General features: G+C 34.4%; 18 protein-coding genes and 1 pseudogene. 3 read left to right on the top strand and 16 right to left on the bottom strand.

Annotated elements, in window-relative coordinates; genetic code table 11:
- Window positions 1-17: 17 nt before the first annotated feature.
- On the top strand, window positions 18-2,165 hold the full coding sequence (locus FLV_RS07050) for a cation:proton antiporter (RefSeq protein ID WP_243232276.1): 2,148 nt from the start codon (window positions 18-20) through the stop codon (window positions 2,163-2,165).
- Between the two features lie 4 nt (window positions 2,166-2,169).
- Here the strand turns inward: FLV_RS07050 and FLV_RS07045 are convergent, their stop codons facing one another.
- The 10 genes from FLV_RS07045 to FLV_RS07000 form a co-directional block, all read right to left on the bottom strand.
- On the bottom strand, window positions 2,170-2,859 hold the full coding sequence (locus FLV_RS07045) for a 2'-5' RNA ligase family protein (RefSeq protein WP_243232275.1): 690 nt from the start codon (window positions 2,857-2,859) through the stop codon (window positions 2,170-2,172).
- A 6-nt stretch (window positions 2,860-2,865) separates the two neighbouring features.
- Entirely contained in the window at window positions 2,866-3,243 is a 378-nt protein-coding gene (locus FLV_RS07040; RefSeq protein ID WP_243232271.1) for an iron chaperone, read from the bottom strand.
- Between the two features lie 19 nt (window positions 3,244-3,262).
- Window positions 3,263-3,730 carry an SRPBCC family protein gene (locus FLV_RS07035; RefSeq protein WP_243232269.1) on the bottom strand — a complete coding sequence of 156 codons (468 nt, stop codon included), beginning with the start codon at window positions 3,728-3,730 and terminating at the stop codon, window positions 3,263-3,265.
- 19 nt (window positions 3,731-3,749) lie between these two features.
- On the bottom strand, window positions 3,750-4,436 hold the full coding sequence (locus tag FLV_RS07030; protein ID WP_243232267.1) for a DUF2490 domain-containing protein: 687 nt from the start codon (window positions 4,434-4,436) through the stop codon (window positions 3,750-3,752).
- A 96-nt stretch (window positions 4,437-4,532) separates the two neighbouring features.
- Window positions 4,533-5,114 carry a TIGR00730 family Rossman fold protein gene (locus tag FLV_RS07025; protein ID WP_243232264.1) on the bottom strand — a complete coding sequence of 194 codons (582 nt, stop codon included), beginning with the start codon at window positions 5,112-5,114 and terminating at the stop codon, window positions 4,533-4,535.
- Between the two features lie 114 nt (window positions 5,115-5,228).
- Window positions 5,229-5,753 carry a GNAT family N-acetyltransferase gene (locus FLV_RS07020; protein ID WP_243232258.1) on the bottom strand — a complete coding sequence of 175 codons (525 nt, stop codon included), beginning with the start codon at window positions 5,751-5,753 and terminating at the stop codon, window positions 5,229-5,231.
- Window positions 5,754-5,830: 77 nt separating this feature from the next.
- Window positions 5,831-6,955: a lactonase family protein gene (locus tag FLV_RS07015; RefSeq protein ID WP_243232256.1), complete on the bottom strand. Its 1,125-nt coding sequence runs from the start codon at window positions 6,953-6,955 to the stop codon at window positions 5,831-5,833.
- Between the two features lie 215 nt (window positions 6,956-7,170).
- On the bottom strand, window positions 7,171-8,274 hold the full coding sequence (locus FLV_RS07010) for an MBL fold metallo-hydrolase (RefSeq protein WP_243232879.1): 1,104 nt from the start codon (window positions 8,272-8,274) through the stop codon (window positions 7,171-7,173).
- Entirely contained in the window at window positions 8,275-8,697 is a 423-nt protein-coding gene (locus tag FLV_RS07005) for a DUF1801 domain-containing protein (RefSeq protein WP_243232255.1), read from the bottom strand.
- Window positions 8,698-8,955: 258 nt separating this feature from the next.
- Window positions 8,956-9,324, bottom strand: coding sequence for a nuclear transport factor 2 family protein (locus FLV_RS07000; protein ID WP_243232252.1), 369 nt, complete (start codon window positions 9,322-9,324; stop codon window positions 8,956-8,958).
- A gap of 231 nt (window positions 9,325-9,555) precedes the next feature.
- Between FLV_RS07000 and FLV_RS06995 the strand changes: the two genes are divergently transcribed.
- Window positions 9,556-10,317 (top strand): carbonic anhydrase family protein, encoded by a 762-nt coding sequence (locus tag FLV_RS06995; protein ID WP_243232249.1) that lies wholly within the window; start codon window positions 9,556-9,558, stop codon window positions 10,315-10,317.
- A gap of 442 nt (window positions 10,318-10,759) precedes the next feature.
- Here the strand turns inward: FLV_RS06995 and FLV_RS06990 are convergent, their stop codons facing one another.
- The 4 genes from FLV_RS06990 to FLV_RS06975 all read right to left on the bottom strand — a co-directional run bounded on the left by FLV_RS06990 (window position 10,760) and on the right by FLV_RS06975 (window position 13,846).
- On the bottom strand, window positions 10,760-11,902 hold the full coding sequence (locus tag FLV_RS06990) for an NAD(P)H-dependent flavin oxidoreductase (protein WP_243232248.1): 1,143 nt from the start codon (window positions 11,900-11,902) through the stop codon (window positions 10,760-10,762).
- A gap of 44 nt (window positions 11,903-11,946) precedes the next feature.
- The gene (locus tag FLV_RS06985) at window positions 11,947-12,471 is read right to left on the bottom strand and encodes a YceI family protein (RefSeq protein WP_243232246.1); all 525 of its coding nucleotides are present in this window, start codon (window positions 12,469-12,471) and stop codon (window positions 11,947-11,949) included.
- Window positions 12,472-12,565: 94 nt separating this feature from the next.
- Window positions 12,566-13,138, bottom strand: coding sequence for a Crp/Fnr family transcriptional regulator (locus tag FLV_RS06980; RefSeq protein ID WP_243232244.1), 573 nt, complete (start codon window positions 13,136-13,138; stop codon window positions 12,566-12,568).
- Window positions 13,139-13,357: 219 nt separating this feature from the next.
- Window positions 13,358-13,846 carry a zinc ribbon domain-containing protein gene (locus FLV_RS06975; RefSeq protein WP_243232243.1) on the bottom strand — a complete coding sequence of 163 codons (489 nt, stop codon included), beginning with the start codon at window positions 13,844-13,846 and terminating at the stop codon, window positions 13,358-13,360.
- 118 nt (window positions 13,847-13,964) lie between these two features.
- Between FLV_RS06975 and FLV_RS06970 the strand changes: the two are divergent.
- Window positions 13,965-14,405: pseudogene (locus tag FLV_RS06970) on the top strand (group II intron maturase-specific domain-containing protein); the annotation flags it as partial.
- A gap of 78 nt (window positions 14,406-14,483) precedes the next feature.
- Here FLV_RS06970 and FLV_RS06965 read toward each other — a convergent pair.
- Together FLV_RS06965 and FLV_RS06960 are read right to left on the bottom strand one after the other, a co-directional pair.
- Window positions 14,484-15,107: a hypothetical protein gene (locus FLV_RS06965; RefSeq protein ID WP_243232242.1), complete on the bottom strand. Its 624-nt coding sequence runs from the start codon at window positions 15,105-15,107 to the stop codon at window positions 14,484-14,486.
- 152 nt (window positions 15,108-15,259) lie between these two features.
- The gene (locus tag FLV_RS06960) at window positions 15,260-16,303 is read right to left on the bottom strand and encodes a proline iminopeptidase-family hydrolase (protein ID WP_243232241.1); all 1,044 of its coding nucleotides are present in this window, start codon (window positions 16,301-16,303) and stop codon (window positions 15,260-15,262) included.
- Between the last annotated feature and the right edge of the window lie 276 nt (window positions 16,304-16,579).

Raw genomic sequence — 16,579 nt, 5'->3', positions numbered from 1 at the left:
GCAGCTAAAATTACACTATGATAGAATTTTTCAGGCATTTTATACAAGAATTTGAACTACCGCTTACCAATCCCGTATTAATTTTTTCGTTGATACTTTTCATAATTTTATTATGTCCCATCTTACTCAAAAAAATTAATATTCCCGGAATTATAGGTTTGATTATTTCCGGTGTTATAATTGGCCCTCACGGGCTTAATATTTTGGCTAAAAATTCTGCTGTAGATTTGTTTTCAACTATTGGATTGCTCTACATTATGTTTATTGCGGGTTTAGAACTTGATATGAATGAGTTTAAGGCCAATCGAAATAAAAGTCTGTTATTTGGTTTTTTTACTTTTATCCTCCCATTAACAATAGGATTTCCGGTCTGTTTTTATTTGTTACAATATGATTTTAATGCCAGTTTTTTAACGGCAAGTATGTTTGCAACACATACTTTGGTGGCGTACCCGATTGTAAGCAAATTAGGAATTGCAAAAAATCAGGCAGTTGCTATAACGGTAGGCGGAACAATTTTGACAGACACAGCCGTTTTGATTATTCTGGCGGTGATTATGGGAAGCAGTCAGGGAAACCTCAATCAGGCTTTCTGGATAAAATTAGGCGTTTCGCTGGCCATTTTCTCTGCTATTATGTTTTTGGTTATTCCGAGAATCGCAAAATGGTTCTTTAAAAAACTGGAAAGTGAAAAACACGCCCATTACATTTTTGTACTTTCTGTGGTTTTCTTTGCCGCATTCTTAGCCGAAGTAGCAGGAGTAGAGCCTATTATTGGTGCTTTTGTGGCAGGTTTGGCTTTAAATCCTTTAATTCCCCATTCATCAGCTTTAATGAACAGAATTGAGTTTATTGGCAATGCTTTATTCATTCCGTTTTTCCTGATTTCTGTAGGAATGCTGGTTGATGTTAGTGTAATTTTAAGCGGACCAACAGCCCTTATTGTCGCGGGAACCTTAAGTGTTGTAGCTATTTTTGGAAAATGGATTGCGGCATTTTTTACCCAGGTTGTTTTTAAATATACCAAAACCGAAAGACAATTAATTTTTGGATTAAGCAGCGCACATGCTGCCGCAACACTGGCCGTAATTTTGGTTGGATTTAAAGCCAAAATCCTCGATGAAAACATATTAAACGGAACGATTATTTTAATATTGATTACCTGTATTGTAGCTTCTTTTGCCACTGAAAAAGCAGCTAAAAAGATTGCAATCTGCGAGGAAGAAGTTTCTTCTGAAGATGCCGGTAAAGATCAGATTTTAGACGAACACATTTTGATTCCGTTAGCAAAAACATCAGCTACATCTAGTTTATTGGATTTTGCACTTTTGATAAAAGATAAGAAATCATCAAATCCGGTAACATTATTGACAATTGTTCCTAATAATGACCAAGCCGAAATTAATATCCTAAAATACAAAAAAGCAGTTGATAAGTTTGTGATTCAGGGATCTGCTTCAGAAGTGAAAATCAATACCATTGCCAGAATTGACCACAATCCGGCTAGTGGAATTGCGAGAACTTCCAAAGAAATCATGTCAGACATTGTGATTATTGGCTGGCCAAGAAAAACCGGTTTTCTGGATAAAATTTTTGGAGACAATGTAGACTCAATCATCAATAACGTAGATAAAACTTTGTTCATCTGCAGATTTCAAAAAACATTTATTGAAGAGAAAAGATTGGTTTTTATTTGTCCGCCTTTTTCTGAAAGAGGAGTTGGCTTTCATCTTTTATTGCAGAAAATATGCAGATTATCACAAGAGTTAAGTATTCCTATTATGATTTATGCAGAATATAAAACGCATCAGGCCATACAGCAAATAGCTAATAACTTGAGGTTAAATGCAAAATTAGGGTTTAAAGGCATTTTAGAGTGGGATGATTTTGAAACCATTTCAGACGAAATAAAAACAACCGATTTGATCGTGTTTAATTTATCAAGAAAAGGGTCTGTTTCTTACCAGTCTATTTTTGACAAATTGCCTCAGAAATTCGAAAAATCATTCAATGATAATAACTTAATGCTCGTTTATCCACAAGATGAAAATAAAGCAACTTCTATGGATGCTTACGAAGACTTTAGTGCAACACCATTAACAAAAGGTCTTGAAGCGATTGAACAAATTGGTAGAGGTTTGGGGAATATCTTGAAGAAGGGATAAAAAACTAAAAAAACTTCAAATAAAGATCACACAGAGTGGTAGTTTTTCTTTCACGCTGATACCAGTCATTAAAAACTAGTTCGATTTTTTCAGCCGTAAATTTCCCAAAATTATGGGTTCTGAATTTTTCAATGACTTCTATTAGTTTCTTTGGATTTTCTAATTTTTTCTGAAAACGCATCACAGTAGAATGGGCTGTCACGATGCTGTAACGGCTGTCAATACTCTGAGTTAAGGAAGAATTTTTAAAATTATCACGAAGCTTGTCACGTAAAACATTCAATGAATTATCAGATGGAAAACCCTGGATCATTACAGCCGAAGGAGATAAAGTAATGCCTTGGTAATCAATCTCGATTTCATTTACATCGACCAGACTTTTTTCAATGATTTCAACATACTCAGACATATTAAATTTATCCAGTGAAAAACCTTCGTAACAAGAAATAATAGACATGATGGTAATATGAATATCCGAATTGGGATAATAGTACTGATTGGGTTCTGTTTTCTTTAATTCTTTAAGGAATGACTGAATATTAGCCTTAATTTCATTGTTGGGGCGAACCAGTAAAGTAAGTCCGAAGCGTTTATCCGAATCATCACTAATTTTGGAATCGATAGTATAGTTTTCGGATAAAATCAGTTCAGATGATTTTTTGAAAAGCGCATTATAATGTTCAGATAAATTCATATTTGATTATTTATTTTTTACTTTTTCAAGATTTTCATTAACTCTGAATTTTACAATTTTGGTAATTAAATCAAGCGGTATGGGCTGATTTAACGGAAATTGTACGGAGCCTTTGCCTGATTTGTATTTAGAAAGTGCTTCCTTAAAGGCTTCATGACCGCTTGGCAGTGCATAGAGACCAATATGATTTTTAAAAGCGGCAGAATAAACAAGGATTCCGTTTTGCTCAAAAGCAGGCATGGAATAACTGATTTTTTCTTTGGCATCGGGAGCTGCCTCATGAATCGTCATTCTGATTTTTTCTAAAATTTCCTGTATATCATTTGGAAAACCGCCTATATATTGAGCAATAGTAGTGGGTTTTGAAATCGGAATCGTTGCCATGATAGTTATTTTTAGATGATTAACTCAAACCTTTAGGGAATCTGTCTAACACTAAATTCAGCTGAATCTGATGTTCTAAAAAAGCCTTGGCTCCGGCTAAAACCAGTGTAAAACCTTCAGTAGAATTTCGAACCTCAGAAAGTATTTTATCAGCATCGCCCATAAAATTAGAATTGGTAATGCTTACAAAAGTTTCTTTTTCATTCAAAGGGGTAAAAATCCATTCTACAATAGTTTCTTCTCCGCTATTTCCCCATTTAATAACAATTCGTTTGTCTTCTTCAATTATTTGGGTAAAAACAGTAAGAGAAAAACCATACATTTCCCAGGTCCATACTGTTGATTTACCTTGTTCTAAATTTCCGGAACCCTTGGTAAACCAAAATTGGCGTGTAATTTCCGGATTTATAAAAGCCTGAAAAACTTCTGAAACTGGTTTTCTAATCAGCATTTCGGCTTTTGCAAAATTATGATTCACGGTTGCCATATTTACAGATTTTCAAAGGTTATTTACTACTGCCAAAAGGAATGTTATTGTAAACTACAATCTGAAATTGGTTTCGGCCTGTTTTTTCCTGAATTTGTCTCATAAAACCGGCTTCAACCCTGAAATTTTTATTGATTACATACCCTAATGCGCCATATAGGCGGTCACGGTCAAAAGCAGGCGACTCTGCATTTATAAAAATTTCATTATAAGCTGAAATATAAAAAGTATTGTCTTCCATTTTCGGCTTGTTTAAAGGAACATTTAAAGCTAAGAAATAACGAAAACGCATTTGAAAATCATCTTTCAAAAAGCGTTCTTCGACACGATAACGGTGCTGCAGATAAAATCTTCCAAAATTCTGTCGTGTTATAAACTGCTGAAAAATGCGGTGTTCGTTGTTATCTGCTTTATCATCTGTTCCGGCAATATAATTTTGTGAATTGATAAAACCGTAACCTAATAAAATATTGTTATTGTTTTCAGTAAGATTGTATCCAATTCCTGTTCTTAGCAATAATTGCTGCGTATCACCGGCAAAATTATAATTACGGTATTGTACTTCGTTATGCCAGTTCCATTTTTTACTGATGGCCTGATTTCCAAAATAAATAAACCAGTTTCCGGTATCAGTATCCTGAGCGTTTGTAAAATTTACAGTTAAAATAAGGGCGAATAAAAGAGAATGGACTTTTAAATGTTTCATTTTTTGATAGCGGATTTCAGTTTTTTTGATTTACAAGATAAGAAAGTTATTCGGTAAATTATGTTAAATACATAAAATCAGGTTGTCAAAAAAAGATTAGAGTTCCTGTTTCTCAATCCATTTTCCAACGGTTGGAGCTTTATAATTATTCATTTTATTTAGTAAATCATCAATGTTATCACTTACGATAAGCATTTGTTGATTTACGTCTTTTAAAAGTCCCTTGTTAACCATGACTTCAGTAAATGCGATCAACGAATCATAAAAACCATTGATGTTTAAGATAGCGATTGGTTTTTTATGTAGTCCCAACTGCGCCCAGGTTAGCATTTCAAAAAGTTCCTCAAGAGTACCAAAACCACCCGGAAGCGCAATAACACCATCACATAAATCATTCATTTTGGTTTTTCTTTCGTGCATGCTTTCCACCATAATAAGCTCGGTTAATCCCTGATGTGCAATTTCTTTTGATCTTAAAAAATTAGGTAAAACACCAATTACTTTTCCGCCGTTATTTAAGACGCCATCTGCTACGGCACCCATCAGGCCTACATTGGCTCCGCCATAAACCAATTCTATATTTTGTCCGGCTAACGTTTTACCCAGTAAAACGGCCTGTTCGTTGTAAATTTCTTCGGTACCAAAACTGGATCCGCAAAAGACTGTTATTCTTTTCATTAATTTTTTAATAGTTTTAGATGTTAGATGTGAAATGTTAGATGTCAAAAGACTATTCTAACATCTAACATTTCACATTTCACATTTCACAATTCACAATTCACAATTCACAATTTACAATTTACGAAGTTCATATTCAAAATAAGGTACATCGACTCCTTTAATCTGAAACAGTATATCATTGATTTTTTCTGCACCAAGTTTTAAAACGGCTTTTTGAGAACGAAAGTTTTCTGCTCCAACGTGAAAAAGCACCGAATCAACATGCTGAAAAGCATAATCGATCAATAACTTTTTATTTGATTTATTATAAGGACCGCCCCAATATTTTCTTGTAATAAAAGTGTAGCCAATTGCAATATTTGATTTTTCAGGATTGTAATCATAAAAACTGGTCGTTCCCATTATTTCGTCGGTTTGTTTATCGAGGATCAGGAATGGATGTTTTGTCATTATGATTTCAAAAAATGCTTTAAAAACGTCTCTTTGATATCGGTCTTTTGCAGGATTCTGTTCCCAAATTAGCGGGTCGGAAGCAGCTTCAAATAATGCTTCAAAATGTTTTTCTTGTAACGGAATTAATTTTGTGATTTCGTTTTCTAAAGTTTCCGGCTGTAAATCGAATTGAGGTTTATTCATTTTTTAGTTTTTAGTTTTTTTGAAAAAGATTAGTTGTAATGATAAAAAATCACTTTAAATCTGAGGGCAATAAAAAATCAAATCCGTTTAATCTGAACACACGAAACATTTTCCATTAAGATTTCATTACCCGCTTTTGTAAGCAATCCGCTTTTTTTATCTCTTTTAAAAACGACTACATTTCCTGAATTTACATTTGTAGTAATTAAAAAATTACCGGTCTCGTCAAGAGCAAAAACTCTGGGATGATCGCCTAAAGCAGACTGATAGCCTACAGGCTTTAAAAGTCCTTTTTTGTTAATTGAAAAAATAGCAATATTATTCTCTTTTCCTCTGTTTGAAGCATATAAAAATTTTCCGTCCGGAGAAATATGAATATCTGAACTGGCAAAACCTTCAGTTACAGTTTCAGGATGTGTACTGATACGCTGCATCTTTTTTAAGCTTCCGTTTTTGTATTGATAAACGCTTATGTAACCAGCCATTTCCTCGATGCAATATCCAATTTTTTGATTGGGATGAAAAGTAAAATGTCTTGGTCCGGCTTCTAAATCGGTTTTTGTAAATGGAAATTCGGCTTCAATTAAAGGCTTTTTTTGTTTTGTATCAAAACGATAACATCTGATTTTATCAGCACCTAAATCAGGCAAAAAAAGATAATCAAAGTTAGGAGAAAATACTGCCGAATGAACATGAGAACGGGTTTGTCTTTCTTTGTGAGTACTTCCGTCAGTATATTTAAAATTTTGGGCTATAGAATCAATTGTTCCATTTTCTAAAACAGGAAAAACCGATACACTTCCTTCATTATAATTAGCGTTAGCAATCCATTTTCCATTTTTATGAATGGTAATATAAACCGGATTTTCGCCTCCGCTTGCCTGTTTATTCAAAAAAGTCAATGCTTTATTTTCAGGACTAAATTCAAAACTGCTTACGCTTCCTGCGTTTGGTGTTTTGGTATCGGTACAGGCATAGACGTATTTTCCGTTTGGAGAAACAGTTAAATAAGACGGATTAATGATATTTTTCACCCCGGTTATTTTACTCAGATTTCCGTTTACGGTATCCAACTGGTAAACCTGAATTGATTCGGCAGTTTTATCTTTGTTATAAGAGCCTAAAAAGACGTAGGTATTTTGAGAAAATACATGAAATGAAGTGAGAATAGTAAGGACGAAAAAAGTAATTTTTAGTTTCATTATTTTAGTTCAGATTTATGTTCAGTCTTGTCATTTCTGACGAAGGTGAGTCGGGTGATAGTGAATAAACCAAGTAAATCACGTACGCTAATCTACAAATATTGGAGACATACGCTGCGGAGCTTCTGCTGTGATTTCTCCCAAAAGGTAGAAATAAAAACAGGACGTTTCACATCTCACATCTCACATCTCACATCTCACATCTCACAAAATTACTATTTCAATCCTTTCCACCATTGTTTAAATTCCTGTTTGTCATTTTTCAATTCGACAATCTCTCCAATCATAGGTGTAATCAACGGAATCGGATTTTCTGAGCAGGCATTTAATTCGCTTACCTTTATCAATGGCTCATCCCAGGAATGAAGAGATAATGGAAATTTTGAATTATGTACAGGAAAGACTCTTTTTGCTTTTAAGTCTTTCATCGCTCTTATTACATCTTCGGGCAAATTGTGAATGTATTTCCATGCCGGATTATATTGGCCATTATCAATAAGCACCATGTCAAAAGGGCCAAATTTATCACCAATTGCGGCAAAGTGAGTATCGTAACCGCTGTCTCCGCCCAAATACATTTTGAAATCTTTGGTTTCTATAATAAAAGAAGTCCAGAGTGTATTGCAGCGCTTGATGCTTCTGCCTGAAAAATGTCTCGATGGAGCAGTATAAAGTGTTAGATTTTGATCTAATGCTACTTTTTCATGCCAGTCTTTTTCGATAATATTTTCTGCCGGAAAGCCCCAAAATTCAAAATGTGAACCTACGCCAAGTGCTGTGATAACTTTTTTTATTTTTGGTTTCAGTTCCATTATCGTTTTATAATCTAAATGATCATAGTGGTCATGTGTTATCAGTAAATAATCAATTTCAGGAATATCATCATAGGTGTAAATATCGGTTCCTTTAAAGGCTTTCGTGGTTCCATAAATAGGGGAGGCATTACCGCTGAAAACAGGATCAATTAAAAAACGTTTCCCTTCAAGCTGAAAATAATAAGAAGAATGACCAAACCAGACTAAAACATCCTGATGCAAAGGAAGTTCCTTTAAATTTGTTTTTACTGAAGGAATAACATCAGTTGGAATTTTTCGGTCAACCTTCTTAAATAAAAATTCGGTTAAAACATCATAATAACCATAACCTTCTGCAAGTTCCGGAGTAAAACTTTCATTTTCGAATTTTCCGTTTTTGTATTGAGGTGATTTTTGTATTAAAGCCAGTCTTTCCCCTGAAGGTTTTTTTCCAAATCTGGGATGAAATAAAAAATAAAAAAGGATTGCCAGTGAAAGGATTAGGAGTGTGAGAACCATGATTATTTAGTTAGAAGGATATAATTTTTGCAATTCTTTTACTGATTCTGAAATCATTTGTTTCAGAATCTCATTATTGATATCTGCCAGTTTTTTGATGTAAATACAGCCTTTTCCGGCTTTGTGTTTGCCAAATTTAACAAGCAGTTCTTCTTTATTTTCAAAAGAAGAAGACAGATAAAGTGAAATCGCATCTTTTCTGGGCGAAAAACCAACCAATGGCGCATCGCCTTCATGTCCGCTTTCGTATTTATAATGATAATTTCCAAAGCCAATAATACTTGGCCCCCACATTTTAGGTTCGAAACCGGTTTGATTTTGCATTAATTGTATGAGGTCAAATGCGTCATTTCTTTTTTGCTCATCTTCAACAGTATTGATGAAATCGGCAACACTGTATTCTGTTTGGGTTGTTTTATTCTTTGCCATTGTTAATTGTTTTACTGAAAATCACTAATGATAGTTAATACTTTCTATTAATTTAACCCGTTGAGTGAAATTAAAAATGAGTGTCAGGCTGAGTCCGTTCGGCTTCGCTCAGGATAAACTTAGTCGAAGCACTTTCGTGTTCAAAAGCCTTCGACTCCGCTCAGGATGACATCAATTCCTTAAGTTATAAATGATGTTTCACTCCCGATTTTTATACTTTTTATAATCAAATCATTTCACCCAACGGGTTAATTTAATTTAAAACATTCCATTTTCATTGATGCTTTTTTGGGGAATTGGTTGTCCTAAATCCCAAAGTTCGACTATTTTGTTCAATTCAAACCTAAAAATATGAACAACAGCGATACCTGAATCCGTTGAATTTTGTTTCACATGTGAATGAACTGCAACTAAATTCCCGTCTCTTAAAACATGATGAATTTGTAAAATCTTATTAGGGTTGGTTCTCGCAGATTCTTTCATAGCCAGCATTAGAGTGTCAGCATCTCCTTTAAAATAAGCATTATGATGTTTGAAATTTTTGCAGGCATACAGCTCAAATGCTTCATGAGAATGCCCTGTAGCAGCTAGCTTTAGAAAGTTTCGGGCTATAGATTTCTTAGTCATGGCAAATCGGTTTAAAAAGAAATCTAAGTTATGAAATTTAACGGTTCTGGATTAAATACCAGGTCTAAAACTTGAAAGCGAGAATGGTTGGGTCAGACGGGTCATTTCTTCTAAATAAGTTTTTAATTTCAAATGTTATTTTCTTTTATATTTATACTGAAGAAATCAGATAATTAAATATGCCAGATAAATGATTTGATAAGTTCAATATTAATTAACCACTTATTTATTATGATGAAAAAAGTAACTTTTATTATTTCTATTGCTATGATGGTTTCCTGTAGGGAAGAAAAGCTGTCATCTCATGTACAAGTGCAAAATGATACTGTAAATACGGTATCAATAAGAAAAGATCACATTCTGGTAACTGAGCCTCTTACAGCAGCAGAACAGGCAAAATTAAAACCAATTGATGTGATTAAACGGTTACAAGAAGGAAATAAAGATTTCGTGGAAGATAATCTAACCATTCGAAATACTACCGAGCGTGTTAGAAATGCTTCTTTAGGCCAGTTCCCAAAAGCAGTTGTATTATCCTGTTTGGATTCCCGCGTTCCGGTTGAAGATGTATTTCATAGCGGCATTGGTAATTTATTTGTTGCCAGAGTGGCGGGTAATATTGTTAATGACGATATATTGGGAAGTCTGGAATATTCTTGTAAAGTATCAGGAGCAAAAGTGGTACTTGTACTAGGTCATGAATATTGCGGTGCAGTTAAATCTGCTATTAAAAATGTAAAACTGGGAAACATTACAACATTACTCGATAAAATACAGCCTGCTGTAGCGGTAGCTAAAAAAGATTTCAAAGGAGAAGCCATTGCTGAAAACGAGCAGTTTGTAGAAGAGGTCTGTGATGCAAATGTTTACCATTCAATAGATGAGATTAGAAAGAGAAGCCCAATTTTAAAAGAAATGGAAAAAAAAGGTGAAATAATTATCTGTGGAGCTGTATATAATATGAAAACGGGTAAAGTAGAATTTTTAAAGTAAAAATTTTTCTGTTTTTGAATTTATTTCCATGAAACAGGCTGAACTTTAACATTAATTAGGAACATAAATTTCATAAGGCACTTTTGTATTCTCTTAACCCGTTGGGTGAAATTAAAAATAAGTGTCAGGCTGAGCCACTTCGGCTTCGCTCAGGATGACATCAATTCTTTGTTAAAATGATGTTTCACCCATCTGGTGCTCGCCCAATGTCATTAAGTTAAGGATTAAATGATAGAATGATTGCTGATTTTGATTAACGATTTTTGATTGCTGATATAAAAAAACCTCGCAAAATCGACAGTCAAACATTTGGCGCCATCAAATCTGAAATCAAAAAACGTTAATCTTCACACGAGCCTAAAAAGCGAATTGGCGAAGCAATCTGAAATCTATTAACTTAATGAAATTTAATGAGATACTGGCGTTTCTTCTGTCTTGTATGTTATTTTTTATTCATTTCGTTTACCAATGTTTCTATTAATATTTTTGCGTCCCGATGTTTTAGTAACGAAGCAGATTGTCCTGCCCAATAGGATTTGAAGTCAGGGTTTGAGTTTTCGGTTGCTGGATAGGCTTTTAGCAAACCCATAAATTTACTTTGTAAAGGATAAGGTGCAAATAAGTCTTCGTGATTTTTTAATTCTTCGGTAAGTCTGTTTCTGATTCCTCTTGATAGCCGTCCGGTAAATACTTTTGTTAGGGTTGTGTACTTAGCGTCTTCTGTAAATAATTTGTCTTTATGGTCTTGGGAAGCATTGGACTCTGATGTTGCCAAAAAAGCAGTCCCCATTTGAACAGCATCAGCCCCTAATGTCAATGCAGCTTTTATACCTCTTGCATCTGCAATGCCTCCAGCCGCTATTATGGGAATTTTTACATTGTCTGCTACTTGTGGGATAAGTGAAAATATTCCCATTAATGAATCTTCTGCCGGCCTTAAAAATGAAACCCGATGTCCGCCTGCTTCAAATCCTGTTGCAACTATTGCATCAACTCCTGCATTTTCCAAAGCAATAGCTTCATCTACTGTAGTTGCGGCACCCACTGTTTTAATACCGAGCCTTCTGCAATTTTCTAAAATATCTGAGGAAGGAATCCCGTAAACGAAACTAAATACTGCCGGTTTTGCTTCATAAATGGCTTCAATTTGTTTTTCAAAATTAGCTCCAGGATAAGTGGGTCTTTCAGGTATTGGCAAACCTAACGCATTAAAATAAGGTTTAAATAATGCTGTAAGTTTTTCGTAATTATTTTCGTCAAAAGTTGCTAAATGGTCATCTCTGTCGTTAACCCACAAATTGATATTGAAAGGTTTGTTTGTAAATTTTCTTATTTCATTACAGGTTTCAATAATTTCTTTTGAAGAAAGTGGCTGACCGCCAAACGAACCTAATCCACCTGCGTTTGATACAGTGCTTGTCAATTTTACAGAGGATAGCCCACCACCAAATGGACCCTGAACTATTGGATAATCTATTCCTAACAGTTTCGTAAATTTTGTTTTATTCCACATTGTCTTTTGGGTATTAAATGTTTGACTGATTGGCAAAAGATAAAAGCGAAGTGCCTGAAAAGCATCTGCCAAAACAATTTTTTTACAGCACTTCGCCTTTTCCTATTCGTTTGGATTTATATTTGTCCCACAAGTTTGAATTGCAACACAAAATCATCATAAATTAGTTTATCGCCCAGGTTGTCAATAAATTTCCCCGAACCGTAACGAATATTGTACAAGGTTCTGTCAATTACAATTTCGCCCAAAGAATGTAGAAAATCTGTAAATACTTCTACTGTCGCGATAAAACTAACCGGGTGTGTAATGTCTTTGATATGGAGGTTTCCGTCAATTTTAAATTTATTGGTTTCGATTTTGCTCGAACCGGTAATGGTGAGTTGAGCCGTTTTAAATTTATCTACCGAAAAGAAATCATCATTTTGGAGGTGCCCTAAAAATTCATCGTGTGTGTTTTTATCAGCGATATCTGTAATGGTAATAGAGGTCATATCTATTACAATTTCTCCGCCTGTAACGGTATTGTCTGTAATTTCAATAGAGCCATTAGCGATATTGATGCTTCCTGTATGTAACCCTAAAATTTTTTTGCCAGTCCAGTTTACGGTACTGCTTGCCTGTTGAATTTGAAATTTTGCCATTTTATTTTTGTTTAAAATTTATGGCACAAAGTTCAATTGAACCCAAAGGAAGAAAAAGGACATACATCACAACTTTTTAGTGATGTACCTCACATTATTTCGAGGGAGAGTTAAGTCTGCTGAGTGTTTCCCTTGTAACACCTAAATAAGAAGCAATAAGTTGTTTGGGAACTTTTTGGAAAAGCTGTGGATATAATTGTAGTAATTGGTCGTATTTTTCTTTGGCGTTGTTGCTCAATAGAGAAAGTATTCGTTTTTGTAAAGCAACATTCCGTTTATTGGTTTTCTTTCTAAAAAAGTGCTCTATCTTATGAAGCGCTGCACAAAGTTTTTCTCTGTTTTCAAATGATAAGCAAAGTAATTCGCTGTCCTCAATGCAGTCAATATTTATAGTTGCTTTTGATTGATTGTAGTAGGCTTCATAGTCCGTAATCCACCAGTCTTGCATGCCAAACGCCAAAATATGTTCCTTGCCGTTTTTGTCTGTAAAGTATGATTTTAAGCAACCGCCTAAAATAAAAAAATCATTTTCAACTAATTGTCCTTCTTGAATTACAAACTGATGCTTTTTGAATTTTTTGTTTGTAAAATGTGACAAAACATAGTCAAATTCGGTGTCGTTGATTTGAATTGTTTTTTCTATTTGTTGTCGTAAAATTTGACTCATTAGCTTATTTTATCGTCTGTTGATATCTGCTGTGTCGGTTCGGCACACTTGCTGCTAATGTTTTACAGCTTTGCACCATAGCGGCAATTTAGCAAAAAAAAGTATAAGAAAGGCGAAATAGGAGTGAACTGAGTATTTTCCAAGAAAGATAAAATGAGCTATCGAGCGAAACCGCTGTTATGCCTTCGGTTTTCTATTTATTCCAATTTTCAGTTTAGTTTAATATGTAACAGAAGTTTTGTAATCATAATTATCATTTAAAATAATTTTTTTGAAACCCAACTTATGAAAGTTGTCAAACATTCCTGAAGTTTCAAATTTTCGATACCATACATCATTAAAAAGAGCATATTCTAATTCTAATGTTTCATTGTTTTTTCCATAAACACTGACTTTTACATCTATGCCCGTATCTAAAAACATATTTCTTATTTTTTCAATATTCTCTTTTCGTCCTTCTGCTGTTAATTTTGGGGCATATGCAACTGCTGACGTATCAACCGCTGTTACTAATTCAATATTTTCATGGGACATGTTATTCCCTCCGAACATAATAAAGAGCATAAATATTGTCACAATAATTCCAAATAAAATAAGAGTAAATCTGTTACTTTTCTCTTGCTTCAAATTTGGATTACCGCAATTAGGACAACTTTTTGCATTATCACTAATTTTAGCATTGCATTCTTTACAATTAATTAAAGCCATAATTCTATCGTTTTATTTATTTTTCAGTGTTTCGGTTTTCTAAACTGAGGCATAACGTTAGGCCGCTTCACGACGTTGTCGATCAAAGCGGGCTGAGTTCTCTCTGCCAAAGATATAGCTTTTTCGTGAAGAAAAAGCGTGGAAAAAACTCAAAGAACGGCTTAAAGGTATTACCCGCAAAACCGCACCAGCAAAATTTGAGCAGCGCATTGCCAAGATAAAGGAAGTGCAACGGGGATGGTTAAACTATTTTCGGGGAGCGAGTATTATGGGCAAACTGCGTGATTTGGACGGCTGGCTCAGAAACCGACTTCGTTACTGTATTTGGCACGATTGGAAGAAACCCGAACGAAAGAGAAAGAATCTCATACGACTGGGGGTTGACCAAGCCCATGCCTATGCTTTTAGTCGAACGAGGAAAGGCGGGTGGGCAATTGCACAGAGTCCGATTTTGAATACCACCATTACCCTGAAACGCCTAAAACAAAGAGGCTATCAATCTTTAATGGATGTTTACATCGAACTTAACCCATCACTTTGCGAACCGCCGAGTACGTGACCCGTACGCTCGGTGGTGTGAGAGGCGCACTCCGTTCTATTTGAGACGGAGCCGTCTACTCGATTACCAGTTGTGTTTTTATGCAGTTACGTTTTCGGTTCTTATTTGTTCGATTGTTCGGTTTTGTTTGTCGTATAACAAAGTCAGATTTTTTTCAAACGGAGGGTTAGCAATTTTCAAATACCAATCAATTTCAATTGATTTAATATTTTCACTTAATCTGCTTATGAATTGAAACCAACCGCCTGTAGATTCTGTTATTGTGAATTTCTTTTGGTCAATAGTAAAAACATCAATACAAATTTCGTCATAAGCTAATAAATCTATTTTGTAACCATAAACAGTTTTTATCTCGTTCCATTCATAATTATAAGTTTCATTTTCTGTAGTTATAATGAATCCATTTTTATGATATTCAAAAATTCCGTTATCATTTTGGTGAAGTTCAGTTCGTTCTGCTAATATTTCTTTTCCGATTTTCGATTTTGGCGTAACGAAAATATTTTTTGGATTTAAAAATCTAACCAACATAAATATTCCTCCGAAACCAAACAAAAAGATTGAAAGCCAAAATTGAAGTTTGTCAGTATCTCTAATCCACAAAGCAATGAAAGTGAAAAGAAAGCTGACGAGAATAATAAAAACCTGTTTAGTTTTACTTTCCCAAATAACATTTTTTCCTTTATATCTTTCGTTTCTCATAAACATAACTGGTAACGTGTTGCTGGTAAGCGAATTCGCGATACCAGCGGACTGAGTATTCTCTGCCAAGATAATATTTCTTCGTGAAAATAAAACTTCAACCTACCAGATTTTCAGCGATTTCGTCTTACCGGCTGTTATATGAAGCCCAATTATTTAGGATTACTTTTTTCAATTTTCAATATGAATTTATCTACTGCCTGAAAAAAATTATCTTGATCATCCCACATAGTGAAGTGACTTCCATTGGGACAGATATAAATATCTACATTTTGATTGTTTACCATCCGATCACGCATTTTTACATAATAGGAGGAGGGTATAAAATCATATTTTCCGCCAATAAATAAAGTCGGTGTTTTTATATCAATTAGATATTTATTAAAATCTATTGAATCAATCCTTTGCATGAATCCAAGTTCCGACATTAGCCTTCCTGTAGAATGCTCCTTTGATAGACGCAATGCTTTGGGCATTTGACCGACAAGCCTCGCATAATGTTTCTCCAGCATAATCGGCCAAGCCTTTTGTCGGATTTGAAACCCCAAAGCGTCAGGACTACTAAAATCTGAGAATTTACCGCTGAAGCCAAACCTAAGTGAATCGGCATACTTTGCATACTCAGGGATATCTTCTAAAATATTGGCATACAATTGAGTTTGGTGCTCAACGATAACTTCATATTTTTCATTGATATTGTTACAGAGTAATAATCCTTTCAAGTATTCAGGATATTTAACTGCATATGCTTGGGCAAGTTGATTTCCCCAAGAATGCCCTAAAATATAGAACTGCTCTAAATCTAATGATTGACGAACTTCTTCAATGTCATTCACAAAGCTTTCAACCATATAAAGTGTACTGTCTTTAGGAATATCAGAAAAATAACTCCCTAATTGGGAATAAAAATAAATAGTGTAATTTTTACCTAATTTTGAAGGAAAATTTTCAAAATATTCAGGTGATGTTCCCGGACCACCATGCAATAGAAATAACTTTATTTTTCCGGTTCCTGATTTTTTAGTCCAGACCTTATATTTTTTATTCCTAATCGGAATAATCTTTACACCTCTGGCTTTAATGGCGTTGGTATAAATTGAATCGCTCTGCCGTTTGGTTTGTATATCTGTTTCTTGAGAAAGGCTATTTTCTAAAAAAAGAAAAAAGATTGCTACTAAAAAAATATATTTTCTCATTGAGTTGGATGTTTTTAGGGTTTCATATAACGTTTTGGCACTACAGCGGGTTTGGGACTAAATTAAGACCATTCTTCGGATTTGCCAAATTATACCAAACACAAAACCATCTTTAAATTAAGCCAAATACCCAGCTTGCTTGTAGCGTGTGTGTGTGCCCTGCATGAGCAGGACACACGCCGTAGTCTTTGATAAAAATTGAAAAATACAAATTTCAGATTATAAAACAAAGATATGGCGTGTTATTTTTCCAGAGGGTGTAAGTCCCTTATGAGC

Origin of the sequence: Flavobacterium pectinovorum (assembly GCF_022802975.1) — a bacterium.
Classification (GTDB): Bacteria; Bacteroidota; Bacteroidia; order Flavobacteriales; family Flavobacteriaceae; genus Flavobacterium; species Flavobacterium pectinovorum_B.
Note: the sequence above shows the minus strand (reverse complement) of the source record. Positions and strands in the feature narration are given on the sequence as shown.